This window comes from Bacillus sp. FSL W8-1143 (genome assembly GCF_037965155.1).
GTDB lineage: Bacteria > Bacillota > Bacilli > Bacillales > Bacillaceae > Bacillus > Bacillus pumilus.
Genome location: NZ_CP150182.1, coordinates 3,462,717 through 3,486,554, shown reverse-complemented (window position 1 = coordinate 3,486,554; position 23,838 = coordinate 3,462,717). Strand labels below are relative to the sequence as shown.

Annotated in this window: 28 protein-coding genes; 17 read left to right on the top strand and 11 right to left on the bottom strand. The window is 42.4% G+C overall.

From position 1 onward, the window contains the following. Positions 1-43: 43 nt before the first annotated feature. Entirely contained in the window at positions 44-688 is a 645-nt protein-coding gene (locus NSQ36_RS17910) for an amino acid ABC transporter permease (RefSeq protein WP_003215015.1), read from the top strand. Beyond that, positions 685-1,413 (top strand): amino acid ABC transporter ATP-binding protein, encoded by a 729-nt coding sequence (locus tag NSQ36_RS17905; RefSeq protein WP_003215369.1) that lies wholly within the window; start codon positions 685-687, stop codon positions 1,411-1,413. The genes NSQ36_RS17910 and NSQ36_RS17905 overlap by 4 nt, the downstream gene beginning before the upstream one ends. A gap of 83 nt (positions 1,414-1,496) precedes the next feature. Here the strand turns inward: NSQ36_RS17905 and NSQ36_RS17900 are convergent, their stop codons facing one another. Then, a complete protein-coding gene (locus NSQ36_RS17900; protein WP_339206315.1) occupies positions 1,497-1,880 on the bottom strand; it encodes a VOC family protein in 384 nt (127 codons plus the stop codon). A 118-nt stretch (positions 1,881-1,998) separates the two neighbouring features. On the opposite strand from NSQ36_RS17900, the gene NSQ36_RS17895 reads away from it, so the two are divergent. Next, positions 1,999-3,180, top strand: a complete 1,182-nt coding sequence (locus tag NSQ36_RS17895; protein WP_339206313.1) for a class I SAM-dependent rRNA methyltransferase — start codon at positions 1,999-2,001, stop codon at positions 3,178-3,180. 37 nt (positions 3,181-3,217) lie between these two features. Here NSQ36_RS17895 and NSQ36_RS17890 read toward each other — a convergent pair whose 3' ends face one another. Together NSQ36_RS17890 and NSQ36_RS17885 are read right to left on the bottom strand one after the other, a co-directional pair. Beyond that, positions 3,218-3,898 carry a CidB/LrgB family autolysis modulator gene (locus NSQ36_RS17890; RefSeq protein ID WP_050944523.1) on the bottom strand — a complete coding sequence of 227 codons (681 nt, stop codon included), beginning with the start codon at positions 3,896-3,898 and terminating at the stop codon, positions 3,218-3,220. Then, a complete protein-coding gene (locus NSQ36_RS17885) occupies positions 3,892-4,275 on the bottom strand; it encodes a CidA/LrgA family holin-like protein (protein WP_003215226.1) in 384 nt (127 codons plus the stop codon). Before NSQ36_RS17885 ends, NSQ36_RS17890 begins: the two co-directional genes overlap by 7 nt. A gap of 165 nt (positions 4,276-4,440) precedes the next feature. Here NSQ36_RS17885 and NSQ36_RS17880 point away from each other — a divergent pair, with 165 nt between their 5' ends. From NSQ36_RS17880 to NSQ36_RS17865, 4 genes are all read left to right on the top strand, one after another. Continuing rightward, the gene (locus NSQ36_RS17880; protein ID WP_003214744.1) at positions 4,441-5,328 is read left to right on the top strand and encodes a LysR family transcriptional regulator; all 888 of its coding nucleotides are present in this window, start codon (positions 4,441-4,443) and stop codon (positions 5,326-5,328) included. A 17-nt stretch (positions 5,329-5,345) separates the two neighbouring features. Continuing rightward, entirely contained in the window at positions 5,346-6,170 is an 825-nt protein-coding gene (gene thiM / locus NSQ36_RS17875; RefSeq protein WP_251190641.1) for a hydroxyethylthiazole kinase, read from the top strand. After that, a complete protein-coding gene (thiE, locus tag NSQ36_RS17870; protein ID WP_212045693.1) occupies positions 6,157-6,825 on the top strand; it encodes a thiamine phosphate synthase in 669 nt (222 codons plus the stop codon). The genes thiM and thiE overlap by 14 nt, the downstream gene beginning before the upstream one ends. Before the next feature lie 134 nt (positions 6,826-6,959). Beyond that, a complete protein-coding gene (locus NSQ36_RS17865; protein ID WP_003215339.1) occupies positions 6,960-7,334 on the top strand; it encodes a nuclear transport factor 2 family protein in 375 nt (124 codons plus the stop codon). 29 nt (positions 7,335-7,363) lie between these two features. Here the strand turns inward: NSQ36_RS17865 and NSQ36_RS17860 are convergent, their stop codons facing one another. The 6 genes from NSQ36_RS17860 to NSQ36_RS17835 all read right to left on the bottom strand — a co-directional run bounded on the left by NSQ36_RS17860 (position 7,364) and on the right by NSQ36_RS17835 (position 11,798). After that, the gene (locus NSQ36_RS17860; RefSeq protein ID WP_251190642.1) at positions 7,364-7,702 is read right to left on the bottom strand and encodes a DUF4288 domain-containing protein; all 339 of its coding nucleotides are present in this window, start codon (positions 7,700-7,702) and stop codon (positions 7,364-7,366) included. 346 nt (positions 7,703-8,048) lie between these two features. Continuing rightward, positions 8,049-9,590 carry a cation acetate symporter gene (locus tag NSQ36_RS17855; protein WP_003214799.1) on the bottom strand — a complete coding sequence of 514 codons (1,542 nt, stop codon included), beginning with the start codon at positions 9,588-9,590 and terminating at the stop codon, positions 8,049-8,051. Continuing rightward, positions 9,587-9,901: a DUF485 domain-containing protein gene (locus NSQ36_RS17850; protein ID WP_003215154.1), complete on the bottom strand. Its 315-nt coding sequence runs from the start codon at positions 9,899-9,901 to the stop codon at positions 9,587-9,589. Before NSQ36_RS17850 ends, NSQ36_RS17855 begins: the two co-directional genes overlap by 4 nt. Before the next feature lie 107 nt (positions 9,902-10,008). Next, a complete protein-coding gene (locus tag NSQ36_RS17845; protein ID WP_050944518.1) occupies positions 10,009-10,677 on the bottom strand; it encodes a glycosyltransferase family protein in 669 nt (222 codons plus the stop codon). Further along, on the bottom strand, positions 10,670-11,359 hold the full coding sequence (locus NSQ36_RS17840; protein WP_137054212.1) for a class I SAM-dependent methyltransferase: 690 nt from the start codon (positions 11,357-11,359) through the stop codon (positions 10,670-10,672). Before NSQ36_RS17840 ends, NSQ36_RS17845 begins: the two co-directional genes overlap by 8 nt. Before the next feature lie 298 nt (positions 11,360-11,657). Continuing rightward, positions 11,658-11,798: an anti-repressor SinI family protein gene (locus tag NSQ36_RS17835; RefSeq protein WP_003215413.1), complete on the bottom strand. Its 141-nt coding sequence runs from the start codon at positions 11,796-11,798 to the stop codon at positions 11,658-11,660. A gap of 455 nt (positions 11,799-12,253) precedes the next feature. Between NSQ36_RS17835 and NSQ36_RS17830 the strand changes: the two genes are divergently transcribed. Together NSQ36_RS17830 and NSQ36_RS17825 are read left to right on the top strand one after the other, a co-directional pair. After that, on the top strand, positions 12,254-12,637 hold the full coding sequence (locus NSQ36_RS17830; protein WP_034620336.1) for a GtrA family protein: 384 nt from the start codon (positions 12,254-12,256) through the stop codon (positions 12,635-12,637). A gap of 27 nt (positions 12,638-12,664) precedes the next feature. After that, positions 12,665-12,922 (top strand): hypothetical protein, encoded by a 258-nt coding sequence (locus tag NSQ36_RS17825; protein ID WP_003215318.1) that lies wholly within the window; start codon positions 12,665-12,667, stop codon positions 12,920-12,922. A 35-nt stretch (positions 12,923-12,957) separates the two neighbouring features. Here the strand turns inward: NSQ36_RS17825 and NSQ36_RS17820 are convergent, their stop codons facing one another. Continuing rightward, positions 12,958-13,803, bottom strand: coding sequence for an AraC family transcriptional regulator (locus tag NSQ36_RS17820; RefSeq protein WP_003214606.1), 846 nt, complete (start codon positions 13,801-13,803; stop codon positions 12,958-12,960). A 176-nt stretch (positions 13,804-13,979) separates the two neighbouring features. On the opposite strand from NSQ36_RS17820, the gene NSQ36_RS17815 reads away from it, so the two are divergent. From NSQ36_RS17815 to qoxD, 8 genes are all read left to right on the top strand, one after another. Next, positions 13,980-15,167, top strand: a complete 1,188-nt coding sequence (locus tag NSQ36_RS17815; RefSeq protein ID WP_339206309.1) for a galactokinase — start codon at positions 13,980-13,982, stop codon at positions 15,165-15,167. Continuing rightward, positions 15,164-16,156, top strand: coding sequence for a UDP-glucose 4-epimerase GalE (gene galE, locus NSQ36_RS17810; protein ID WP_339206307.1), 993 nt, complete (start codon positions 15,164-15,166; stop codon positions 16,154-16,156). The genes NSQ36_RS17815 and galE overlap by 4 nt, the downstream gene beginning before the upstream one ends. A gap of 34 nt (positions 16,157-16,190) precedes the next feature. Next, positions 16,191-17,711 carry a UDP-glucose--hexose-1-phosphate uridylyltransferase gene (gene galT / locus NSQ36_RS17805; protein WP_251190647.1) on the top strand — a complete coding sequence of 507 codons (1,521 nt, stop codon included), beginning with the start codon at positions 16,191-16,193 and terminating at the stop codon, positions 17,709-17,711. 4 nt (positions 17,712-17,715) lie between these two features. Further along, the gene (locus NSQ36_RS17800; RefSeq protein ID WP_339206305.1) at positions 17,716-18,798 is read left to right on the top strand and encodes an aminopeptidase P family N-terminal domain-containing protein; all 1,083 of its coding nucleotides are present in this window, start codon (positions 17,716-17,718) and stop codon (positions 18,796-18,798) included. Positions 18,799-19,314: 516 nt separating this feature from the next. Beyond that, complete coding sequence (gene qoxA, locus NSQ36_RS17795) at positions 19,315-20,271, top strand: cytochrome aa3 quinol oxidase subunit II (RefSeq protein ID WP_095117964.1); 957 nt, start codon at positions 19,315-19,317, stop codon at positions 20,269-20,271. Positions 20,272-20,298: 27 nt separating this feature from the next. After that, positions 20,299-22,257, top strand: a complete 1,959-nt coding sequence (gene qoxB / locus NSQ36_RS17790) for a cytochrome aa3 quinol oxidase subunit I (protein WP_003215069.1) — start codon at positions 20,299-20,301, stop codon at positions 22,255-22,257. Further along, positions 22,257-22,874 carry a cytochrome aa3 quinol oxidase subunit III gene (qoxC, locus tag NSQ36_RS17785; protein ID WP_003214975.1) on the top strand — a complete coding sequence of 206 codons (618 nt, stop codon included), beginning with the start codon at positions 22,257-22,259 and terminating at the stop codon, positions 22,872-22,874. The genes qoxB and qoxC overlap by 1 nt, the downstream gene beginning before the upstream one ends. 1 nt (position 22,875) lies before the next feature. After that, positions 22,876-23,256: a cytochrome aa3 quinol oxidase subunit IV gene (gene qoxD / locus NSQ36_RS17780; protein ID WP_003215204.1), complete on the top strand. Its 381-nt coding sequence runs from the start codon at positions 22,876-22,878 to the stop codon at positions 23,254-23,256. A 77-nt stretch (positions 23,257-23,333) separates the two neighbouring features. Here qoxD and NSQ36_RS17775 read toward each other — a convergent pair whose 3' ends face one another. Further along, positions 23,334-23,600: a spore morphogenesis/germination protein YwcE gene (locus NSQ36_RS17775; RefSeq protein WP_003215279.1), complete on the bottom strand. Its 267-nt coding sequence runs from the start codon at positions 23,598-23,600 to the stop codon at positions 23,334-23,336. Positions 23,601-23,838: the final 238 nt, after the last annotated feature.

Genomic DNA, 23,838 nt, shown 5'->3' with positions numbered 1-23,838 from the left:
CTTTCTTTATGATGCGTCGTATGTGAATTAGGGAGGGAGAAACATGGACACGATTATTAATGCATTTCCGTATTTAATGGATGGTTTGCAAACCACTTTATATATTTTTGTTGTTGCCATCATTTTAGGATTTATCATCGGCTTAATAGTGGCATTATTCCGTCTGTCACCTTTTAAAATCTTAAATTTCATCGCACTTGTCTTTGTCAATGCCATCCGAGGCACACCATTTATCGTACAGCTATTCTTCATTTACTTTGGTTTGAATACACTTGAATTCATATCGCTTGATCGAGTGCCGGCAGGGATTATTACAGTAGCGATTAATGCAGGAGCTTATTTCTCAGAAATTATTCGTGCTGGGATTCAGTCCATTGATAAAGGACAAACAGAAGCTGCGCGTTCCTTAGGTTTTACAGGGGGACAAAACATGCGCTTTATCGTCCTTCCACAGGCATTTCGCCGCATGCTTCCAGCAATTACAAACCAAGCCATCATCAGCTTGAAGGACACGTCTCTCTTATCAATTATCGGAATTGCCGATATTATGCAGCGGGGACAAGTACAGGCATCGGCAACATTTGATCCTTTGAATGTCTGGCTCATTGTCGGTATCATTTATTTCGTGATCATTTATTTACTTTCTCTACTGGCTAGCTACGCAGAAAGGAGATTTGATATCAAATGAGTATGATTACGGTGAAAAATTTAAAGAAATCCTTTGGCGATCACGAAGTGTTAAAGGATATTAATGCAGTCATCGAAGAAAAGGAAGTAGTGTGTGTGATTGGTCCTTCTGGATCAGGCAAAAGCACGTTTCTAAGATGTCTCAATAAATTAGAAGATATTACGGCTGGTGAAGTCGTTGTCCACGGACATACGATTACAGATCCAAAGGTGAATATCAATAAAGTACGACAAGAAGTGGGGATGGTGTTTCAGCACTTTAATTTATTTCCTCATAAAACCGTTTTAGAAAACATCACGATCGCACCGATGAAGGTAAAAGGTACCGACAAAAAGGCGGCAGTCGATAAAGCGATGGACCTGCTTGAAAAGGTCGGCTTAAAAGACAAAGCCAAAAGCTACCCTAACCAATTATCTGGTGGACAAAAACAGCGTGTCGCCATCGCAAGAGCCTTGGCAATGGACCCGAAAGTGTTATTATTCGATGAACCGACATCTGCTCTTGACCCTGAAGTCGTCGGGGATGTATTAGCAGTTATGAAACAATTAGCCGTCGAAGGCATGACAATGATTGTGGTCACACATGAAATGGGCTTTGCGAGAGAGGTAGGAGACCGCGTGATCTTTATGGATGGTGGATATATTGTCGAAGAAGACAAACCCGAAGCTCTCTTTGGAAACCCGCAGCATGAGCGTACAAAATCATTTCTTAGTAAGGTGTTATAAAAAAAGAGTAAGGGCATATGGATGCTCTTACTCTTTTTCTTTTACGGAGCCTAAAGGGAACTGGTCCCATTTCCTAGGAAATATTAGCGCTGGAAGAATTCGATCCATTCTTGGTCTGGCCCTCTGAAAAAGAAGTAGCAGTATCCATTTGGTAGCGTCGTAATTTCTTCATCAATTAATTCGATTTGCAGCTTTTGAATACGATTGAATTCAGCATGAATATTGTCAGTTGTAAAGGCAAGATGGTGAACCTTTCCTTCAGATGGCAGATCGCTGCTGTACCCTTGGATGAGCTCAATTTCCGTTTCTGCCTCATCTTTAAAGCCGAGAAATGCAAGCTCAATGATTCCGTTTGTATGAGTGATGCGATCCTTTAATTTCATGCCCACGACTTTTTCATAAAAATCAATGGACGTATCAATATTTGAAACCATAATACCTGTATGATCTAATCGTATTGTCGTCAAAAAAAGAGCCTCCTCTATGGTGTGTTGATATTTTTCTCCTCATCTTATCATAATAGAAGTAACGTATACATTCATATGATAGGATAGAGAGAGTCAATTTAGGATAAGGATGACACGAATGAAAAAAATCTCATTAAAACAAACATTTGCAGAACAAGTGAAAAAGGGATATCCGCTCATTTCTAAAGATGCTGTATCACATGTAAACGGTATGAAAGAAGGCGAGCTGATTGAATGGGTGGATGAGCGAGGCACCTTTTTAGGAAAAGGATATTATGGTGTGCAAAATAAAGGGATCGGCTGGGTACTCACCTTTGATGCCAACGAAAAAATAGACCATGCCTTTTTTGTCTCCAAGCTTGAGCAGGCAGCGAAAAGCAGAACGCATTTATTTCATGATGCACAGACGACTGCTTTCCGTGTGTTCAACGGAGAGGGAGATGGCATTGGCGGGCTCACGATTGATCATTATGACGGCTTCTATCTCATCCAGTGGTATAGCGAAGGAGTTTATACATTCAAGGCGGAAGTATTGGCTGCACTTGAGCATGTATATCCAGACTATAAAGGCATTTATGAAAAGAAACGATTTGATACGTCGGGACAGTATATAGAAGATGATGATTTTGTAAAAGGGGAGAAAGGTCAATTTCCTCTCATCGTGAAAGAAAATGGCATGAACGTAGCGGTTTACTTAAATGATGGTGCGATGACAGGCATTTTTCTTGATCAACGTCATGTGAGAAAAGCAATTCGAGATCGTTATGCAAAAGGAAAGACCGTGCTCAATACATTTTCTTACACAGGTGCTTTCTCCGTGGCAGCAGCGCTTGGCGGAGCGAGCCGGACGACAAGTGTAGATGTCGCAAACCGCAGTTTGAAAAAAACATCTGAACAGTTTGAAGTCAACGATATAGATGTGGACGGGCAGGATATTAAAGTCATGGACGTCTTTAAGTACTTTCCGTTTGCTGCGAAAAAAGGATGGATCTATGATCTTGTCATCTTAGATCCGCCATCCTTTGCACGCACGAAAAAGCACACATTCAGTGCGGCGAAGGATTATAAGAAGCTATTAAAAGAAGCTATCCAAATCACAGCTGAGAACGGCGTCATTGTGGCATCAACGAATAGCAGTGCATTTGGTATGAAGAAATTCAAAGGATTTATTGCGCAGGCCTTTAAAGAATCAGGACAAACCTATCGTATCCTTGAAGAATATACACTTCCTGAGGATTTCCGTACGACGAAGAATTATCCAGAAGGAAATTATTTAAAGGTTGTCTTCATACAAGCATAAGAAAAAAGCCATTTTCCGATAAAGGAAATGGCTTTTTTTATAAGGCAAACGACATGAGGAGAGGTGCTGCACATAATGTAATGATGGCTGAAAGAATCATCGACACACTTGAGATCGTCCCTGAGACGGAGCTCATTTCAAATGCCTTCGATGTTCCTGCCCCGTGTGCCCCAGTACCAAGCAGGACGCCCATGGCAATGTCATTATCAATACGGAAATAACGAATGATCATTGGACCGATGATTGACCCAAACAGTGCGGTTAAAATGACGAATACTGCCGTAACGGACGGCATCCCGCCAATCATTTCTGACACACTCATCGCCACTGGTGTTGTGACCGACCTTGGAACAAGACTTTCAATAAGGCCTGTATCCAAATGAAACAACTTCGCGATAAATGCCGTAGATAGAATCGCAATGACAGAACCGCAAGCCACATTCAAAATAATTTCCACTGCATGCTTCTTCAGAATGTGAAAATACTTATATAAAGGAATGGCAAAAGCAACAGTCGCAGGCTGAAGCATATTCGTGAGCCATTTCCCGCCTTGATTGTATGCATCGTAAGGAATGTTGACGATTAACAGAAAGACGACAAGGACAAGCGGTGTCACAAGTAATGGTGAGACATAGACCTTCGGATGCCGTTTATACACCGCTTTTGATCCGAGATATAAAAGAACCGTTAAGATCAGAAATAGTGCGCCAACTAACATAGCTTTTTCCGCTCCTTTCTTTTCGCAATCATTTGCGTCATGATACCAGTCGAGAGCATGACGACAAAGGTACTCAGTAAGACGACAAGGACAATACTTGTACCAGATTGAGAAATCAATGTTCCATAATCAATGACACCAACGGCTGATGGGATAAAGAATAGCAGCAGTTCTCCGAGCAGCCATACGGCACCAAGTTCAATCCATTTTAATTGAATGATTTTAAAATGAAGTAATAAGAAAATGACCAGAATGCCTAAAATCGTACCCGGTATTCTTAAATGCAAAAAGGCCGCGAGCACATTCATCAATTTCGCAAAAACAAACAAAGCCATAATCTGAAGGACAGCAATCAGCGGCGTTTTGAGCAATTTCACTTTCTGTTCACTCCTTTTTCTATATAAATTGTTCACTGTTTCACAAAAACATGACAACGTTCCAATTGATTAGCTTACTTTAAAGTGTACAGCACGTTCAGTTATAGGTAAAATACATATATCGAATAATTAGTATTCCTTTTGTCTATAGGAAGGGTGAGTCATGTGGACATTAGACATTTAACATATTTCTTAGAAGTGGCGAGGTTAAAAAGCTTCACAAAAGCATCACAATCTCTTTATGTGTCGCAGCCTACCATTTCCAAGATGGTCAAAAATCTCGAGGATGAGCTGGGGGTGCAGTTGTTTTATCGGAATGGCCGACAGGTTGAAATGACAGATGCTGGACAAACGATGTATACCCAGGCGAGTGAAATCACACAATCATTTCAAAATTTAACGAGCGAGCTAAATGATCTAATGAATGTCAAAAAAGGGCATATTCGCATCGGGCTGCCGCCGATGATTGGATCGAGTTTTTTCCCGAATGTCATGGGGGAATTTCGTCAGCAGTATCCTGATGTCACATTTCAATTAGTGGAGCACGGCTCTATTAAAGTAGAGGAAGGGGTCGAAGATGGTTCGTTAGATATTGGTGTCATTGTTCTGCCTGCAAATGATAAAATCTTTCATACGTACACCATTATTAAAGAGGACATGAAGCTCGTGACGCATCCATCACATCCGATGGCAGGTCGAGATAAGGTTGATTTAGCTGATTTAAAGGAAGAGTCCTTTATTTTCTTTCGAGAAGACTTTGTTCTGCATAGCCGGATATTGAATGAATGTATGAATGCGGGCTTCCGGCCCAATGTCATTTATGAAACGTCTCAATGGGATTTCATTAGTGAGATGGTAGCCGAGAACTTGGGAATTGGCCTTCTGCCTGAGCGGATCTGCCGTGATCTTGATCCTGAAAAGGTGAAAGTCATTTCCTTAAATACGTCGATCCCATGGCATTTAGGAGTCATTTGGCGAAAGGATCGCTATTTGTCGTTTGCGGCAAGAGAATGGTTAAAGCATACGAAATCCTATGTATGGGGAGCAGAGTAAAAGGGAGGACGATACGGATGAAAACAAGCATCGCATCTCATTTATTGGAAAAGGTTCGAGCGGAAAATCCACTTGTTCATAATATCACCAATCAAGTCGTGACGAACTTTACAGCAAATGGTCTGCTTGCTTTAGGCGCTTCGCCGGTCATGGCAAATGCCAAAGAAGAAGTGGCTGAAATGGCGCAATTAGCCGATGCGCTTGTGCTGAACATTGGCACACTGACCAAGGAGACGGTGGAGGCCATGATTCTGGCTGGACAATCTGCCAATAAAAAGGGGATACCTGTTCTATTAGATCCTGTCGGCGTTGGTGCGACGGCGTTTCGAATGAAAGCGGCAAAACAGCTGTTAGAGCAAGTGAACATGACAGTTGTCAGAGGGAACGCTGCAGAAATTGCTCATTTACTTGAAGTGGATGGCTGGGAGTCAAAAGGCGTGGATGCGAAAGCAGCGAACGGAGATGTATCGGCACTAGTCAAACAAGCAGCGAGGACACTTCAGACAGTTGTGGTGATCACAGGGGAAGTCGATGTAGTTTCAAATGGAGAGGACGTGTTGTCTATTCATAATGGACATGAATGGCTCACCAAGGTGACGGGAACCGGCTGTTTACTGACGTCTGTCATCGGGGCATTTTGTGCAGTAGGTGAAAGGCCGCTTCACGCGTCGGCAGCTGCTCTATTATTTTATGGTGTCGCAGCTGAAAAGGCAGCTCAGTACAACCAGAATAAAGGGCCAGGTACGTTTCAAATGGAATTGCTCAATGCACTCTCACACACAACTGGCGATGATGTGTTGTCGATAGGGAAAATAGGGGGAATGTCACATGACAAAGGCTGATCAACAGCAAATCAAACAGCAATTATCGGTTTATTTTATTATGGGAACAGTGAATACAAGCCGGCAACCGCATGATGTTTTGAAAGAGGCGATTCAAGGCGGAATCACCATGTTTCAATTTCGAGAAAAGGGCGAGGGAGCCTTGCAAGGAGAAGAGAAGAAACAATTGGCTCGCCAACTTCAAGTACTTTGCCAAGAAGCGAATGTTCCTTTTATTGTAAATGATGATGTGCAGCTAGCGATAGATCTTGATGCAGATGGCGTACATGTTGGCCAGGAAGACACAAACGCAAAAGATGTCAGACAAAGGATTGGGAATAAAATATTAGGCGTGTCAACGCATAACCTAGATGAAGTGAAACAAGCCATGAAGGACGGCGCAGATTATGTCGGCATGGGTCCAGTTTATCCAACAGAAACGAAAAAGGATACACGCAGTGTCCAGGGAGTATCATTGATCACTGAAGTGCGTCATCATGGTCTTCATATTCCGATTGTTGGCATCGGGGGTATCACATATGGCAATGCAGCACCAGTCATACAAGCAGGGGCAGATGGTATTAGCATCATCAGCGCCATTAGCCAGAGCGCTGATCCTAAAAAAGCAGCAGAAGAATTGAAAGCACTTGTTGCATCAGAAAAAGTATCTCTTTAATCTGGAGGAGACATGGATTGACTCAATTCATGTCTTTTCTGATTTCGGGGAAAATAGACAGGTGAGAAACAATTGTGTACAATCAAATTGTTCGATTATTGTCGAAATGACAGGTAAATAAAGGAGAATGAACAATGGAAGTGCTCGATACGTATTTTCGCCGCTACGATGAAGCTGGAAAAGGGCAGGAGCAAATGGATGAATTGCTCGCATTGTTTTCTGACGATGTCATGATTGTCTTAAATGGTGCAGAGAAGCCTGGGATCCAAGCGTTTACACAGTTTTTAAACACATTTTTCCACGTGCATGAAGACATCAAGCATATGTGGGATGGGTGGAAAAAAAGAGAAGACGGAAAGTATGAAACCAACTGGGCCGTTTGTGGAAAACTTTCGGATGGCCGTGTTTATACAGCAGAAGGAATTGATATTGCACAACTGGACGACAAAGGAAAAATCGTTTATTTAGAAAACGTTCCGAAAAATCCAGAGTTATTTCAGCGCTATTAAATAAAAAGCCGGCTCATCAGCTGGCTTTTTTATTTGTCTAAAGAATATGCCTCAATGGCTTCTTTCGCCGATGTTTCTTTATCAAAAATAAGGTGGCGGCTGTACACCTCACTTAAATGCAGTGGTTCTTGATCTAAGTCATCTACAAGCTCAAAGACATCTAATATGGCTGCTAATTTTATGGTCGTTTGTCCGCCTTCAGCATTATCAAAGGTTTCTTCTGGAAAGCTTTTTTGGATGATATCCTTTACTTTACAATGGTTTTTTGCTCGCACCAAAATGATTCGTTCTTCAAATATTTTATCGGGCATACTGCTTGGTGATGAGATGGATTCGAATAATAACTTGGCAGCATATATTTGACGCATAAGTAATGTCACTTCTTTCTTGCAGTTTTTTTTGTTCAAATGAGAGTTTCTCAACATGTGAAATGATTTCCAGTATGTGTATAAAATGATAACATATGAATGATGTTGTGTAGGAGGATGTTTGAACACACATAAAAAGGAGGTGATAGGGATGAAAAGTGTGATTGATAATAGAGGGGAAGAGCATGAAATTTTGTTGATCCTCGTCACATGCTGCTCTTTGATCACACGTAGAAGGTTTGCCAGATTAGAGAAGTATAAAAATAAGTTAAAAGGTCAATTTATACCTTACTGAAACTTGTTTTTGAGAAGAACACAAAAAGCCGGCTCATCAGCCGGCTCTTCCTTATGAATCAGTATCCATATGCATCCCTGTATGTGCCTTTACTTGTATTTCCGTAAAGGTGTCTTCATCTGCTTTTTCAGAGGAGAAGATCGTGCCTAAGTAAGCGGCAAGGAATCCAAGCGGGATCGAGATAATTCCAGGGTTCGACAGCGGGATGAGTGGGTCTCCTGTAAAGATGGCTGCTCCCGATGGGTCCCAGACGCTTGGGCTGAGCGAGACGATAATCAGTGCGCTCAGCAGTCCTACTAAGCTCCCTGCAATGGCACCCGTAGAATTAAATCGTTTCCAAAAAACAGTGAAGATAATCAATGGTAAATTTGCACTTGCTGCCACTGCGAAGGCAAGTGACACAAGGAAAGCAACGTTTAACGATTGGGCAAATAATGCGAGAATGATAGAAAGAATGGCCACGCCGATGGAAGCAAAGCGTGCCGCTTTTACCTGTTCACGTTCACTCGCTTTCCCTTTGCGGATGATCTGACTATAAAAGTCATGCGCAAAGGCAGACGCGGCGGATAGGACGAGACCAGTTACGACCGCCAAAATGGTCGCAAAGGCTATAGCGGAAACAAAGGCAAATAGCAAATCTCCTCCAAGGGCTTGGGCGAGCAGTGGAGCGGCCATATTTCCGGCTGCATCTGCTGCTGTGATCGCTTCTGTTCCAACAAAGGCAGCAGCACCGAAGCCAAGGAAAACTGTCATTAGATAAAAAATACCGATGATCCACGTAGCGGATAGAACAGATTTACGCGCAGAAATGGCATCCTTCACCGTATAAAACCGGATCAAAATGTGCGGCAAACCTGCTGTCCCAAGCACTAGAGCAAGGTTCAAAGACAGGGTCTCTAAAGGCACATCATATTTATTTCCCGGGTGAAGAAATGCCCCACCGAGCGGGGTCGCTGTTTTCATCTCCTCAAACATCTTCAGCAGGCTAAAATCAAACTTTGCAAATACAAGCAGTGAAATAATCAGTGTCCCAAGCATGAGAAGCACAGCCTTTGTGATCTGTACCCAGCTGGTTGCAATCATGCCGCCAAACACGACATAAATGGTCATCAAGACACCTACGATCAGCACCGCAATCCAGTAATCAATGCCAAGAAGCAGCTTGATTAATGCACCTGCCCCAACAAGCTGTGCAATCATATAAAAAGTAGAGACTGTGATTGTGTTAAACGCAGCAACTCCTCGAATGGCAGGACGCTTAAATCGTGCAGCAATCATATCGGCCATCGTATATTTTCCTAGATTTCGAAGCGGTTCGGCCACAACGTAAAGAACGACAAGATACGCCACTAGAAAGCCAATGCTATAGAAAAAGCCGTCAAATCCATTTAAAGCGATCATTCCAGCGATCCCTAAAAATGAAGCGGCAGACATATAGTCCCCGGCGATGGCAAGGCCGTTCTGAAACCCAGTCAGACCTCCGCCTGCTGTGTAAAAATCGCTCGCATTGCTCGTTTTTTTCGCAGCAAAATATGTGATGACCAATGTGAGCCCTACGATCGCTATGAATAAAATAAAAGCGGTCATGCTCATTCGTCATCACCTCTCGATTCAATTTTTAAAGCGCTTACATATTTGTCGAACTGAGCTGCTTTCCTCGCATAAAGTCCACATAATACCCAGGTCATCACAAATTGTGTGAGGGCGAATAACCACGCCCATGAGATCGCGCCAATTGCCGGCGTGTTCAAAAAGGTGAAGTAGGATGTAGCAACCGGAAGTGAAAAGTAAAAGAGAAAAAAGAAAATCGTCATCGGTACGATAAATCTGCGTTTTTCCTCGAGAAGTTTTCGAAAATCCTCTGAAGCGGCAACCTTCTTATAATGAACTTTTTTGTCTGCCATTGTTTCCTCCTTTGTACGAATTAGGGACAAGGTACTCCAATGCATATGAGACGATCTGGCTGTTTATGACAGTATATCATAAAAAAGGCACCCGAAAAGGGTGCTTTCTATCGATAATTTGCAAGAAATGTTTGTCTCGCTTTTTCATATGCTTCCGCATCAAAATGATCTCCGCATTTGTGGATGCACCAAGGCTCTTCTTGTTTCGCAATGCCAACCTCATAGCCCTGTTGCATGAATTCAAAGGATTGCGAAACATCATAAAAATGAAAGCCATCAAAGAGGTCCTCACGCCACTTCACATCATATTGCGTCGCCATGAAAAGACCATCAATCGCCGAAGCGTTCATATAATCTTGCGCTTCTGCCTGTTGACGACCACTTTCAAACGAAAGCAGCTGATAGGTGTCGTGACGATATTCAATGACTTTCCCCCTGCAATCAGAACTTTCCCACCAGATCCCATTGTCAGGCACGCTTTCTGCACCTATGACCCCAATCATCCCAAGTGATGGATGCTGTAAAAAAAGCGGGATCAACTCAAGCAGCATATGCTGTTTGACAATCAAGGTGTCTTGATGAAGATAAATTTTAAACTGAGCTGGATGAGTGATGGCTTCATTATAAGCAGAGGTCATACTGGATGCATGTCTAATCGGCAAAACCTCCACATGATATCCATGGGGAGCAGGAAGTGAAGCGAGCTGCCGAAAGCAAGCCTGAAACATAGACTCATCATTTACACATAAAACAAACAGGATGGTGGGGTTACTCATGAAGCTGAACCGCCTCAACCACATACTGATAGGCGGTAGCGGCCTCATGAAAATCTGAACGAATGCCATGCTTCATGAGTAATTCATGTAAATCATTCATCACGCTCGCGTAGGAAGGATGCTGTACGCGAATGGTTTCGAGTTCGCGAATACGAAAGCCTGCTGAATGAAACAGTGCATGAATTTCATGAAGAGTGAAGAAACGTAAATGAGTTTGATCCATTAATCCTGCATCTGTATAAGTGAATCTGCCGGCTAATAATTCTAAAACGGTTGATATGTGACCGATATTTGGAATGGATGACAGGATGGCTCCTTCTTTTTTAAGGAAAGGTTTGACCTTCTTTAAAACGGCCCACGGGTCCAATAAATGTTCAAGGACATCTCCGAATATAATGCAGTCAAATTGTTCCTGTTCGTAAGGGAGCGTCATCTGTTCAATATTTCCGCATAGCACATGATCTAGCTCTTGCTCAGCCTCTTTTGCTGCATTCTCAAACGATTCAATTCCATAAATGGTCCGGCCCTTTTGTTTCAGGACTTTTCCAAGCTTGCCTGTGCCGCATCCGATATCCAATAAAGACGTCCATTCCTCACGAATACGGCTGACAATGACCGGGTTCACGCCATGATAATACTGATCCTTTTTTTGGTGATAATAGGAAAGGGAATCTGAACTCACGCTCTACCCACCTTTCTGCTTTCTCATTGTTTTCATGCTTAATATATGGGTGGGGAGCTTGGTTTTATAACGAGAGAAGAACAATTTTTATGAATGGTGACTAAAAAGGGATCATATAAAGAACGGGAAACGGACTGTCCTCCTAATATAGAAAGACAGAACCCCATGAGTGGAAGGGATTGGTATGAAGGGGTGTTCTACTGTAGCGTATCGTCATGAAAGGATTTTTAAAAGGTCAATTGACAAGTCAGAACTTTTAGCCAAAGCAGTCTGAAAGACAAAGGATAACGGCGTTGATTTACGGTTTGTTTATCATCTTCTGATCACCGTTGGATGTTAAAAAAGCTTGTATTTCTTCGATGGCTAGTCCAATTTTTTTCGCTTCCTGAATCAAATAAACCCACTCTTCGTCAACTCTTCTTTTCACTTGCGTATCCATAATATCCTCCAGTTCAATAAGACATATTCATCTGCAACCAATGACTTGAACAAACCGTCTAGTAACTGTACGTGTGGATGAAAACAGCGCAAAATAGATTTTGTCGAAAAATGATGACATTTAACCTATTTTGTAAAATCTATCACCTACCACGTTCCTAAAAAAATGACTAAAAAACCCATAAATATTGATTTCTTACTTCTAATAATAAACAATTGTAAAGTCAGTTAAAAGATTATAAATTAAAATAATGAAAAAGACCTAAAACATTTGGCTTATATAAACCAATTAGGTGACATATGCCATCGAGTAGAACAAATTTCATCTGTGCAGGACGTACATATTGTTCGTTTGGGAAGTTCTTCTCAAGATGGTATTCTAAAAGAAACAGAAACCACCAAGAAGGAATGAAGAAAGACATGTATAGCCTTTTTCAAAAGTATCAAGAAGTTGTCATGTATCTTGTGATGGGTGTGTGTACAACCATCGTCAACATAGTCAGCTTCTACTTATTCGTTGAGATGTTTTCCATGGATTATAAAACAGCTACAGTTGTTTCATGGGTATTTGCTGTTCTCTTTGCTTATATCACCAATAAGAAGTATGTCTTCAAGCAAAAGGCCCGTGATACGAAAAGCCTTATGCGTGAGCTTTCTTCATTTTTTAGTGTTCGTCTCATGTCTCTAGGTGTAGATCTAGGGCTGATGATTTTATTTGTGACCCAAATGGCGCTCAATGAAACTGTCGCAAAAATTCTTGTCAACTTTGTGATTGTGGTCGTGAATTATGTCGCCAGTAAATGGTTCGTCTTCAAGAAAACAAAAGAAGATGCGATTTAACACTTGAAAAAAGATAGGTGATATGAAATGAGCAGCAGGCCAGACGAATTATATGATGTCATATATCAGCAAACAGAAAAGCAGCATGAACAAGTGCTGAGGCTAGTCAAAGAAATGACCGCACATCCAGAAGCGTTTTCGGAACAAGAAAAGGAAAAGATCAACCGAATGGACATTGCGCTTCAAACAGCAACGGACATTTTGGAAAACTTAATGACACCTGACACGCAAATGACCATTGTTTTAAGACAAGGGAGAATTCATGTTGACCTGACGAAAGCGTAAAAGAAGCAGCCAATTGTGAAAGCGGCTGCTTTTTATTATGCATCGCTTGTTTCCCGCAGTTGCTTTGGAGACATGCCGATTTTCTTTCGAAAGACTTTATTCAAGTAATTCGCATTTCTGTAGCCGCACTGTATGGCGATTTCTTCAATCGAGTATTTTGTTGTTTTCAGTAACGTTTCCGCCTTTTCTAACCGAATATTGGTTAGATAGTGAATAGGTGTGAAGCCAGTGGCCTTTTTGAATTCCCTCGTAAAATGACTTTTGGATAAACGTGCCGCAGCTGCCATATCGTCCGGGCCAATTTCCTCGTGAAAATGATGGCTGGCAAACAATGCCGCTTGAACGATAGGCTCGGGCCATTTCTCCATTTGTCCCTCAAGCTTTGGCAAATATGAATACAGTTCCATGACAAATTGATAAGCAAGGCTAGACCCCTCAAATGGATTGGTAATCCGTCTTTCACTGGCTTCATCATAAATGGTCTTGAGCAGGCGGATAGGTCTGGAATTCGGATGAAAACGCATGACCTGCTTTCCTTGGTCAATAAATTGGTCAAAGCAAAGATCGCAGGCTTCCCCGTAAAGCGTTAAATAAAGAAATTCCCAATGCTCACTGTCTTCTGGAAAATAATATTGGTAGGCACTTGGGCTTTTCACGAGAAAGGCCTGACCCGGCAATACTTTGAAACGTTTCTCTCCGATTTCAATCATGCCATGTCCAGACAGTGTGAGCTGAAAGATGCACTTGCCCTGATCCTTCCGCTCCACGCCATTCCAGCTATATAACGAAGAAGATTGAACTTCCCAGCCAACAGACCAGATTTGTGCTGGCAATGTCACATCAGAATGGTGAAAACGAAATGCAAATGCTTCTTTCTTCAAATTGGAAACCCTCCTTCACAGCAAAAAACAACCTTTTTCTATTTAGAATCATGTTACACCTCATATCACATCGTACCATTCACAGCAAAAAAAGGGTATTTTTTAACGATTTTTTTACCATTGAACTGATGCTGCTGGGACAACTAAAATAAAAAGTATCAGAAGAGAAAAGGGGAATGGATATGATCGATACGTTACGCGCGGCATTTCACCAGCAATTTGGAGATAGAGAAGAACTTCGCTACTTTTTTGCCCCAGGAAGAGTGAACTTGATTGGTGAACATACAGATTACAATGGAGGACATGTATTTCCATGCGCGCTTACTCTCGGGACGTATGCTGCTTGTGCGAAGCGGTCAGATGGCCGCGTGAGAATGTATTCCTTGAACTTTGATCGCGATGGTGTGAAAGAATTCAATCTTTTTGAAATCGCTTACGTAGAATCGGACGGCTGGGCAAATTATCCGAAGGGTGTGTTCAAACAGTTTATCGAAGCAGGAATGAAGATAGAAGAAGGCTTTGACATTGTGTACAGTGGCAATATTCCAAATGGTGCAGGCCTGTCTTCCTCTGCCTCCATCGAGCTTGTCACCGCCGTCTGCATCAATGAATGGCATTCATTCGGCGTTTCAAATGCCCGTCTTGCCCTCCTTTCGCAGCGTGCAGAAAATGAATTTATTGGCGTCAATTGCGGCATCATGGATCAGTTTTCAATCGCTCTTGGAAAAGAAGATCACGCCATCTTGCTCAATTGCGATACCCTTGATTTTGAATACAGTCCGTTTCGGCAAGAGGGGCTGGCGCTTGTCATTGCCAATACAAACAAAAAGCGGACACTGGCAGACTCCAAATACAATGAACGCAGGTCAGAATGTCAATCGGCCTTAAATGATTTACGAAAAGAAATCGATCTTGCCCACTTATGTGAGCTCACAGCAGATGAATTTGCCGAGCATGCCCACTTGATTCAGGATGAAACATGCCGCAAACGTGCAAGACACGTGGTGACAGAAAACGATCGAACCATAAAAGCAGTCAAATTTCTGAAAGATGATAAAATGGAAGAAATAGGTGCGCTTATGAAGGCATCTCATCTCTCTTTAAAGAATGATTATGAAGTGACTGGATTTGAACTGGATACACTGGCAGAAGCCGCTTGGCTCCACCCTGGGACGATTGGCTCCCGTATGACTGGTGCAGGTTTTGGCGGCTGCACGATCAGTATTGTGAAAGAAAAGCAGCTGGCATCATTTATAGAAGAAACGGGTGCGATTTATCAAGAGAAGACGGGCATTCAAGCCTCTTTTTACACAGCTGGAATTGGAGGCGGCGCAAGAGAACTGACGAAGGAGGAAGTGTCATGACAATTTTAGTGTGTGGGGGAGCAGGGTACATTGGCAGTCATGCGGTAGCGGCTCTTTTAGCGAAAGGCGAACAAGTGGTGGTAGTGGATAATTTGCAGACAGGCCACAAAGAAGCTGTTTTGGAGGGAGCTGTTTTAGAAGAGGGAGATTTACGAGATCAAGATTTTTTAAGACAGGTTTTCAAAACGCATCAAATAGAAGCGGTGATGCACTTTGCCGCAGATTCACTTGTCGGTGAGAGTGTAACAGACCCGCTAAAGTACTATGACAACAACGTTGGAGGAGCAACAGCTTTACTTCAGGTGATGAATGAATTTGATGTGAAACACATCGTCTTCTCTTCAACCGCTGCCACATATGGTGAACCAAAACGTGTGCCGATCGTTGAAACGGATGAGACGCACCCAACCAATCCTTATGGAGAAACGAAACTAGCGATTGAAAAAATGCTGAAGTGGTCTGAGCAGGCATATGGATTAGAATACGTCGTGCTTCGCTACTTTAATGTAGCTGGTGCCCATACAAAAGGACTTGTCGGAGAGGATCATCAGCCTGAGACGCATCTCATTCCAATTATTCTGCAAGTTGCTTTAGGAAAACGGGATCAAATCATGATTTACGGTGATGATTATGAGACAGAGGATGGCACGTGTATTAGAGATTACATTCATGTGATGGATTTAGTAGAGGCACACATCTTAGCTGTTGACCGGCTGCGTGCTGGAAAAGGCAGTGCGACCTACAATTTAGGGAATGGAACAGGGTTCTCTGTGAAGCAGGTCGTAGAAGCCGTCAGAAAAGTCACGGGGCATGCTATCCCTGCACAAGTGGCAAAAAGGCGCGCGGGAGATCCAGCAAAGCTGATTGCTTCTTCTGAAAAAGCACTGCAAGAATTGGGATGGACACCTCAATATGCTGACCTTCACACGATCATTCAGAGTGCGTGGGAATGGTTTCAGAAGCATCCAGATGGCTACCAAAGTGAATAAAACGTAAAGGCAGGCAAGAGAGGGGACAGAGGGAATGGCGATTGATATTTTTGAAAAGCTGGAACAGCTGATTCAATACGGGATGAATAAAGAGCTGATAACATCACTAGATATCGAATATACGAGAAATCGACTGCTTGAGGTGCTCAGACTCGATGAAGCGGAAGCAAGAACAGTCTCAGGAGAAGAAGACCTTGAAGACATCTTAATGCCGATGCTCGATTGGGCAGTAGAAACAGAACTTATTCCTGAGGGGACGGATACGTATCGTGATTTACTAGATGCGAAAATCATGGGCTGCTTGGTGGCACCTCCAAGTGTCATCTATGCGAAGTTTGAGGAAAAACGTCAGCAGGGAGGACCGAAGGCAGCTACGAGCTGGTTCTATGAGATGCAGCAGTATGCACACTACATTCATACAGGCAGGATCGCCAAAAATGTACAGTGGTTTACACGAACAGACGATGGTGTGCTAGAGATCACCATTAATCTATCGAAGCCGGAAAAGGACCCCAAAGCCATCGCTGAAGCCAAGAAGCTCAGCCAAAAGCAATATCCTCTTTGTCTCCTTTGTAAAGAAAACGTTGGGTTCGAGGGACGGATTAACCATCCAGCGAGACAGAATCATCGGATTATTCCTGTGTCACTCTCAGGTGAATCGTGGTTTCTGCAATTTTCACCTTATGTGTATTACAACGAGCACTGTATAGTGTTCAAAGGCAAACATGAGCCAATGAGCATTACCAAAAAGACCTTTGAACGACTGCTTTCCTTCATATCTATATACCCGCACTATTTCATCGGGTCGAACGCCGACCTTCCGATTGTCGGAGGCAGTATATTAAGTCATGACCATTTTCAGGGCGGTGCACATGAATTTCCGATGGCAAAAGCAGAGATGGAAGAGGTCTTTTCTCTCAATGCCTTTCCAGGTGTGCGAGCTGGTATTGTGAAATGGCCGATGTCTGTGATCCGCCTTCGAAGCAGTGAGCGGCAGTCGCTCGCAGACGCAGCAGACTTTATCTTACATGAGTGGAAACTGTATTCAGATGAAGAGGTGGGGGTCATCGCTCATACAGGAGAGACACCTCACAACACCATTACACCTATTGCGAGGCGCCACGGGGATGACTATGAATTAGATTTAGTGCTTCGTAATAACCGTACAAACAAGCAGCACCCGGACGGCATTTTCCATCCGCACGAAGAAGTCCACCATATTAAAAAAGAGAATATCGGATTAATTGAAGTCATGGGCCTTGCTGTGCTTCCTGGTAGATTAGCAGAGGAAATAAGCCAATTAAAAGAGGCTTTGCTATCCGAAAATCCACTTGAAGAAATCAAAGCCCGTCCTGCTATCATGAAGCACGAGGCTTGGGCGAAGCGGCTGCTTGAAGAGAATTCCTTTACAGAGAACAATACCGAAACCATTTTACAAAAAGAAATTGGCTTTATTTTTTCTCGAATTCTCTCGCAGGCAGGTGTGTTTAAAAGAACTGAGCAAGGGAAAATAGCTTTTAACCGTTTCATTCAAACACTTCAAACAGGCAGGTGATTAGATGATTGAACAAGTAAGAGAACTAATGGAAGTAAAGCAGCTTGAGGGTGTTTTGATTCAAAAGCGAAATAACTTCTCCTGGCTGACAGGCGGAAGAAGGAATCATATTGTGTTAAATACGCCAGAGGGCGTGTGCCAGCTGCTCGTCTTAAAAGACGACCTCGTTCTCATTGTGAATCAAATGGAAGAAAAGCGGATCATTGAAGAGGAAATGGCGTACGTCGATCATCCGTTTCAAGTGGTCACAATGGATTGGTATGAGGATGAGACCCCATACATTCAAGAACTCACAAAAGGTAAACGAATTGGGACGGACATTCAAATGGATGGATTCGAATGGATCGAACCGGATTTGTCGAATATTCGCTCGATCCTAACTGCCTCACAGCTCAGACAATATGAAACGCTCTGTCATGAAACAGCGGTCATTGTAGAAAGTGTCTGTCAAGAAATCGTTCCAGGGCAGACCGAGCACGAGATTGCTTCGCTTGTTGCTCAAAGAGCCATTGCGCAAGGGATGACGATAGAAGTCCTGCTTGTGGCCACGGATGACCGGATCCATCAATACCGTCACCCGATTCCAACAGATAAAGCTCTTCAAAAGCACGCGCTTGTTGTTCTCTGCGCGGAGCGGCACGGGCTCGTTGCAAATGTTACAAGGTCTGTTTACTTTGGTCAGCTTCCGAAGGAGCTTGAAGAGAACAAAGAGCGGCTAGCACGAATTGACACGGTCATGAATGCCGCCACACGTCCTGGGGAAACATTAGGAGATGTTCTGAAAGCAGGTATTGCTCAGTACGAAAAAGAGGGCTTCCCTGATAGCTGGAAAAAGCTTCATCAAGGGGGGAAGACGGGATTTGTATCTAGGGAAATCATTGCTGTTCCCTCATCGAAGGAAGAAATTAAGCTTCATCAAGTGTTTACATGGAACCCTTCATTGCCTGGACTGAAATCAGAGGATACGATTGTTGTAGAAAAAGAGGGCAACCGCTTTTTAACGTATACAGGCAAGTGGACGTACATGGACATTGAACATGAAGGGAAGATCTATAGACGACCTGACATCTTAGTGAGAGATGAATAAATGCAGAGTACCGGCGCTGAGCCGGTTTTTTGTTGGAAGTCTTTAGCGAGATTCCACTAATTCAGCATCATTACCAATTCTTACAGCGTATACACAGAGGATCGATACTTTCTTTTCTTGTGAACTTGCGTTAAAATGAGTAAGGTTTTTGTTAAATGTGGGGATACCTATTTTGAAATTGTTTACCTAGATAAAATTTCATTAAGTTAAATTGAAATTTGACCAAACTTTTTTATTGTGGTAAACCTAAATTTGACAAAGTTCTTGATTGTTTGTCCTTTGCCTTCAACTCTCAACTTTTCAAAATCCTAGAAATTTATTGTGTGTGCAATAATATAAATTTATGTCGAATTTATGACATTTTAATAGAAATCTGTTGAAAAATAAATGAACTTTTGAAAAAAGGGAAGCTAACTCTAACAGATTTTGATAGCATTACAAAGGGAAGAAAAGTTTTCGAAGGCAGATGGCTTTTCACAATTATTCAGCAATATATACATTATCTAAGGAAGGATGGTGATCTTCTTGTTCAGAGCCATTAAACCTATGCTTTTATTAGCGATGCTCGTGAGTGTTTTTTTATTAGGAGGTTGCAGCAATATCGCTGTTTTAGATCCTAAAGGACCTGTCGCAGCACAACAAAAAGACTTAATCCTTTTATCCATCGGATTCATGCTCTTTATCGTTGGTGCGGTATTTGTACTGTTTACCATCATTTTGGTAAAATACCGTGAGCGTAAGGACGTTGGAAACGCCTCTTATAATCCAGAACTACACGGGAATACGCTTCTAGAAGTTATCTGGACAGTGATCCCAATATTAATCGTTGCTGCCCTTTCAGTTCCAACTGTAAAAACAATTTACTCTTTGGAAGAGGCACCTCAAGCAACAAGCCATAAAGATCCTCTTGTCGTTTATGCTACAGCTGTTGATTGGAAATGGATCTTTAGCTATCCTGAGGAAAATATTGAGACAGTGAACTACTTAAACATTCCAAAAGATCAGCCGGTTTTATTCAAAATCACTTCTGCTGATACAATGGCATCACTATGGATTCCTCAGCTAGGCGGGGAGAAGTATGCGATGGCTGGAATGGAGATGGAACAATATCTTCAAGCTGATCAAGTTGGCACATATGAAGGAAGAAACGCCAACTTCACAGGCGAGGGCTTTGCTCAGCAAAAATTCAAAGTCAATGCGATGAAGCAGTCTGACTATGATAAATGGGTAAGCAAAACGAAAAAAGAAGCACCAAAGTTAACGAAGAAAACGTATGACTACTTGATGCTTCCTGATGCTGCAGATGTGCAGACATTCTCATCAACACATTTATCCTTTGCGAAGCATGGAGAGGATTCTGAATACGCACTCCAAGCACGCAAACGTTTAGGTTACCAATCAGTTTCTCCGCATTCCAAAACAGATCCTTTCGAGAATGTGAAGAACTATAAAAGAAAACTAGATAATGAATAAACTGACTAAGGAAAGGAGGAGGCCGTTATGCATTTGAAATGGGATGAGTTTTTTGTAACTGGAGACCCATTAATTCTTGGTGCGCAAATTTCTATCGCTCTTACTTCCATTGCTATCGTGTTTGTTTTAACCTACTTTAAAAAGTGGAAATGGCTTTGGAAAGAATGGCTAACATCAGTTGATCATAAAAAGCTTGGGATCATGTATATCCTTGCTGCTGTGATTATGTTCTTCCGCGGTGGGGTAGACGGACTGATGATGCGCGCACAGCTGGCGCTTCCTAATAATACGTTTTTAGATTCCAACCACTATAATGAAATTTTCACAACGCATGGTACGATCATGATTCTATTCATGGCGATGCCATTTTTAATTGGTTTAATCAACGTCGTTGTACCTCTTCAAATTGGTGCACGTGACGTTGCATTCCCTTATTTGAACAACCTGAGCTTCTGGACATTTATGGTCGGAGCGATGCTGTTCAACATTTCCTTCGTCATTGGAGGATCACCAAGTGCAGGCTGGACGAGTTACATGCCGCTCGCCGGAAATGATTTCTCACCAGGACCTGGACAGAACTATTACTTGCTCGGGCTCCAAATTGCAGGTATTGGTACACTTATGACTGGTATTAACTTCATGGTGACCATTTTAAAAATGCGTACAAAAGGTATGACGCTTATGCGTATGCCAATGTTTACATGGACAACATTGATCACGTCTGTCATCATCGTATTCGCATTCCCTGTACTAACAGTTGCTTTAGCACTTATGACATTTGATCGTTTATTCGGTTCTGCATTCTTTACACTCGAAGCAGGCGGTATGCCAATGCTTTGGGCGAACCTTTTCTGGATTTGGGGACATCCTGAGGTATATATCGTGATCCTGCCGGCTTTCGGTATTTTCTCAGAAATCTTTGCGACGTTCTCAAGAAAACAGTTGTTTGGTTACAAAGCGATGGTTGTATCGATTGTGGCAATCTCTGTTCTTAGTTTCCTTGTGTGGGTTCACCACTTCTTTACAATGGGGAACAGTGCAGCGGTTAACTCATTCTTCTCGATTACAACAATGGCAATTTCTGTACCAACAGGTGTGAAAATCTTTAACTGGCTCTTTACGATGTATCGAGGCCGTATCAGCTTTACTTCACCAATGCTTTGGGCACTTGGTTTCATCCCGAACTTCGTTATCGGTGGTGTCACTGGGGTTATGCTTGCGATGGCAGCTGCGGATTACCAGTACCATAACACGTACTTCCTTGTATCCCACTTCCACTATGTATTAATCGCAGGTACTGTGTTTGCTTGTTTTGCTGGTCTTGTTTTCTGGTATCCAAAAATGTTTGGTTACAAGTTAAACGAAAGAATCGGCAAATGGTTCTTCTGGGTATTCATGATCGGATTTAACATCTGTTTCTTCCCGCAGTACTTCTTAGGACTGCAAGGAATGCCAAGACGTATTTATACGTATGGACCAGAAGATGGCTGGACTGCACTAAACTTTATCTCAACAATTGGTGCATTTATGATGGGTGTCGGATTCATCATCCTTTGCTACAACATTTACTACAGCTGGAGACACGCGAAGCGTGAAGTGTCTGGAGACAGCTGGGGAGAGGGACGTACTCTTGACTGGGCGACATCTTCTGCAATTCCGCCGCATTATAACTTTGCAGCACTTCCAGAAGTGACAACACCAGATGCATTCCATCATTGGAAGCAAAACAATGTAGACGTTCATCCTGAAAAAGAATTCAAGAAAATTCACATGCCGCACAATTCAGGCAGACCGCTTATCATGTCTGCATTCTTCGGACTTGGTGCATTCGGTCTTGTATTTGAATGGTACTGGATTGGCGTTATTGGCTTAATCGGTGTATTTGCAACGATGATTTTACGTTCATTCGAATACGACGATGGCTACTATATTCCTGTTGAAGAAGTGATTGAAACAGAGAAAAAGAATAAGGAGGCGCAGAAGTAATGGGACATAATGATAGCAGCTATGCAAATGCACCGCTTGAATATCAGTCTGAAACGGGACGTTTAAACATCCTTGGTTTCTGGATATTCCTTGGCGCGGAAATCGTGTTATTCTCAACACTTTTTGCGACCTACTTTGTTCTTCATGGCAGAACAGCTGGCGGCGTTTTACCAGCTGAGCTGTTTGATATGAAGCTTGTATTGATCATGACATTCCTGCTATTGGTTAGTTCATTTACATGTGGGATTGCCGTTCATGAAATGCGCCGTGGAAGTACAAAAGGGGTTGTCATTTGGACGATTCTGACACTGCTTCTAGGTGCAGGCTTCGTTGGCTTTGAGATTTTCGAGTTCTTCCATTATGTACATGAGGGCGCGAGCATTCATACAAGTGCGTATTGGTCTGCATTCTTTGTACTCTTAGGAACTCACGGACTACACGTATCCATCGGTATCTTCTGGATTACCGGGGTCTTGTTCCAAATTAAAAAACGTGGATTAACTCCACAAACAGCATCGAAGATTTTTATCTCAAGTCTATACTGGCATTTCCTTGATGTAGTATGGATTTTCATCTTCACAGCTGTTTACTTGATCGGATTAGGGGGGCTTTTGTGATATGGCTGGAAAAACAAATTCCTCAGCAGAGCACGAACACTTCCCTTGGAAACACGTAGTTGGCTTCATCCTATCCATCGTGCTAACGATCTTAGCATTCTGGATTGCCATTGGAGCTGAAATTGGCAGTTCTGCAAAACTTTGGATTATCTTTGGTTTTGCCTTCATTCAAGCGTTCTTGCAGCTATTCATGTTTATGCACATGACAGAAAGCGAGAACGGAACTGTTCAAGTCGGAAATACATTGTTTGGTCTGTTTTGTGCGATTATCTTCGTTATCGGATCTGTTTGGATCTTTGCGGCTCACTACAGCCACGGAGAGAACAGCAAAGACGGTTATTCACCTTCTGCGCCAAAGCAATCGGAGCATTCAGAGAAATAATAAAAAACCACTCATCTCTCAAAGGTGAGTGGTTTTTATCATGATGTTGATAACGTCTCCAATAAGTGGTGCGTTATTTATCTGGTGCTACTGAATCTTTTGCGAATGAATGGAAGTCCATAAATGAGGAACGCTGCAATATGTGCCAAAATGACGTTAATGGCAAAGAATGCGATCATGAAGGTATGTCCTGCTGGAGATAAACTGCTTGTCATGTAAAGACCGAAGAAAATCCACATAATCATAATGGGTGGAATTGAAGCTAGCGCAATTTTTCTGTTTTCAAGCCATAAAAACAGGGGTGTAGCCGTTGCAATACATAGGTACGCAAAGAACATATCCATCGTATCCAACTCCTTTGTAAGTTGATGTTCAATTCAAATGAGAGGTCAGGATGCAATTGTGTCTGTTTTTAGGAGATATTGTGAACATTTTGTTACAAGTATTATACCACAATTGACTTTGAAGTAAACTCAATAATTGGAAAATGGGCCTTATTCCATAGAAAGTGGCTTTTTCCTTTTCTCTTCATAAAACTTATGCTGACTTGATAATTGCTTGTCATATTGCCACATAGGTCAT

Coding starts and splice junctions, on each gene's coding strand:
- thiE (WP_212045693.1), top strand. CDS start 6,157: ATGACAAAGGCTGATCAACAGCAAATCAAACAGCAATTATCGGTTTAT.
- NSQ36_RS17905 (WP_003215369.1), top strand. CDS start 685: ATGAGTATGATTACGGTGAAAAATTTAAAGAAATCCTTTGGCGATCAC.
- NSQ36_RS17815 (WP_339206309.1), top strand. CDS start 13,980: ATGGATATGATCGATACGTTACGCGCGGCATTTCACCAGCAATTTGGA.
- NSQ36_RS17865 (WP_003215339.1), top strand. CDS start 6,960: ATGGAAGTGCTCGATACGTATTTTCGCCGCTACGATGAAGCTGGAAAA.
- NSQ36_RS17855 (WP_003214799.1), bottom strand. CDS start 9,590: ATGAGCATGACCGCTTTTATTTTATTCATAGCGATCGTAGGGCTCACA.
- NSQ36_RS17910 (WP_003215015.1), top strand. CDS start 44: ATGGACACGATTATTAATGCATTTCCGTATTTAATGGATGGTTTGCAA.
- NSQ36_RS17845 (WP_050944518.1), bottom strand. CDS start 10,677: ATGAGTAACCCCACCATCCTGTTTGTTTTATGTGTAAATGATGAGTCT.
- qoxD (WP_003215204.1), top strand. CDS start 22,876: ATGGCTGGAAAAACAAATTCCTCAGCAGAGCACGAACACTTCCCTTGG.
- NSQ36_RS17775 (WP_003215279.1), bottom strand. CDS start 23,600: ATGGATATGTTCTTTGCGTACCTATGTATTGCAACGGCTACACCCCTG.
- NSQ36_RS17890 (WP_050944523.1), bottom strand. CDS start 3,898: ATGTTAGTTGGCGCACTATTTCTGATCTTAACGGTTCTTTTATATCTC.
- NSQ36_RS17830 (WP_034620336.1), top strand. CDS start 12,254: ATGTATCTTGTGATGGGTGTGTGTACAACCATCGTCAACATAGTCAGC.
- galE (WP_339206307.1), top strand. CDS start 15,164: ATGACAATTTTAGTGTGTGGGGGAGCAGGGTACATTGGCAGTCATGCG.
- NSQ36_RS17895 (WP_339206313.1), top strand. CDS start 1,999: ATGAAAAAAATCTCATTAAAACAAACATTTGCAGAACAAGTGAAAAAG.
- NSQ36_RS17860 (WP_251190642.1), bottom strand. CDS start 7,702: ATGCGTCAAATATATGCTGCCAAGTTATTATTCGAATCCATCTCATCA.
- NSQ36_RS17850 (WP_003215154.1), bottom strand. CDS start 9,901: ATGGCAGACAAAAAAGTTCATTATAAGAAGGTTGCCGCTTCAGAGGAT.
- NSQ36_RS17835 (WP_003215413.1), bottom strand. CDS start 11,798: ATGGATACGCAAGTGAAAAGAAGAGTTGACGAAGAGTGGGTTTATTTG.
- qoxC (WP_003214975.1), top strand. CDS start 22,257: ATGGGACATAATGATAGCAGCTATGCAAATGCACCGCTTGAATATCAG.
- galT (WP_251190647.1), top strand. CDS start 16,191: ATGGCGATTGATATTTTTGAAAAGCTGGAACAGCTGATTCAATACGGG.
- thiM (WP_251190641.1), top strand. CDS start 5,346: ATGAAAACAAGCATCGCATCTCATTTATTGGAAAAGGTTCGAGCGGAA.
- qoxB (WP_003215069.1), top strand. CDS start 20,299: ATGCATTTGAAATGGGATGAGTTTTTTGTAACTGGAGACCCATTAATT.
- NSQ36_RS17825 (WP_003215318.1), top strand. CDS start 12,665: ATGAGCAGCAGGCCAGACGAATTATATGATGTCATATATCAGCAAACA.
- NSQ36_RS17800 (WP_339206305.1), top strand. CDS start 17,716: ATGATTGAACAAGTAAGAGAACTAATGGAAGTAAAGCAGCTTGAGGGT.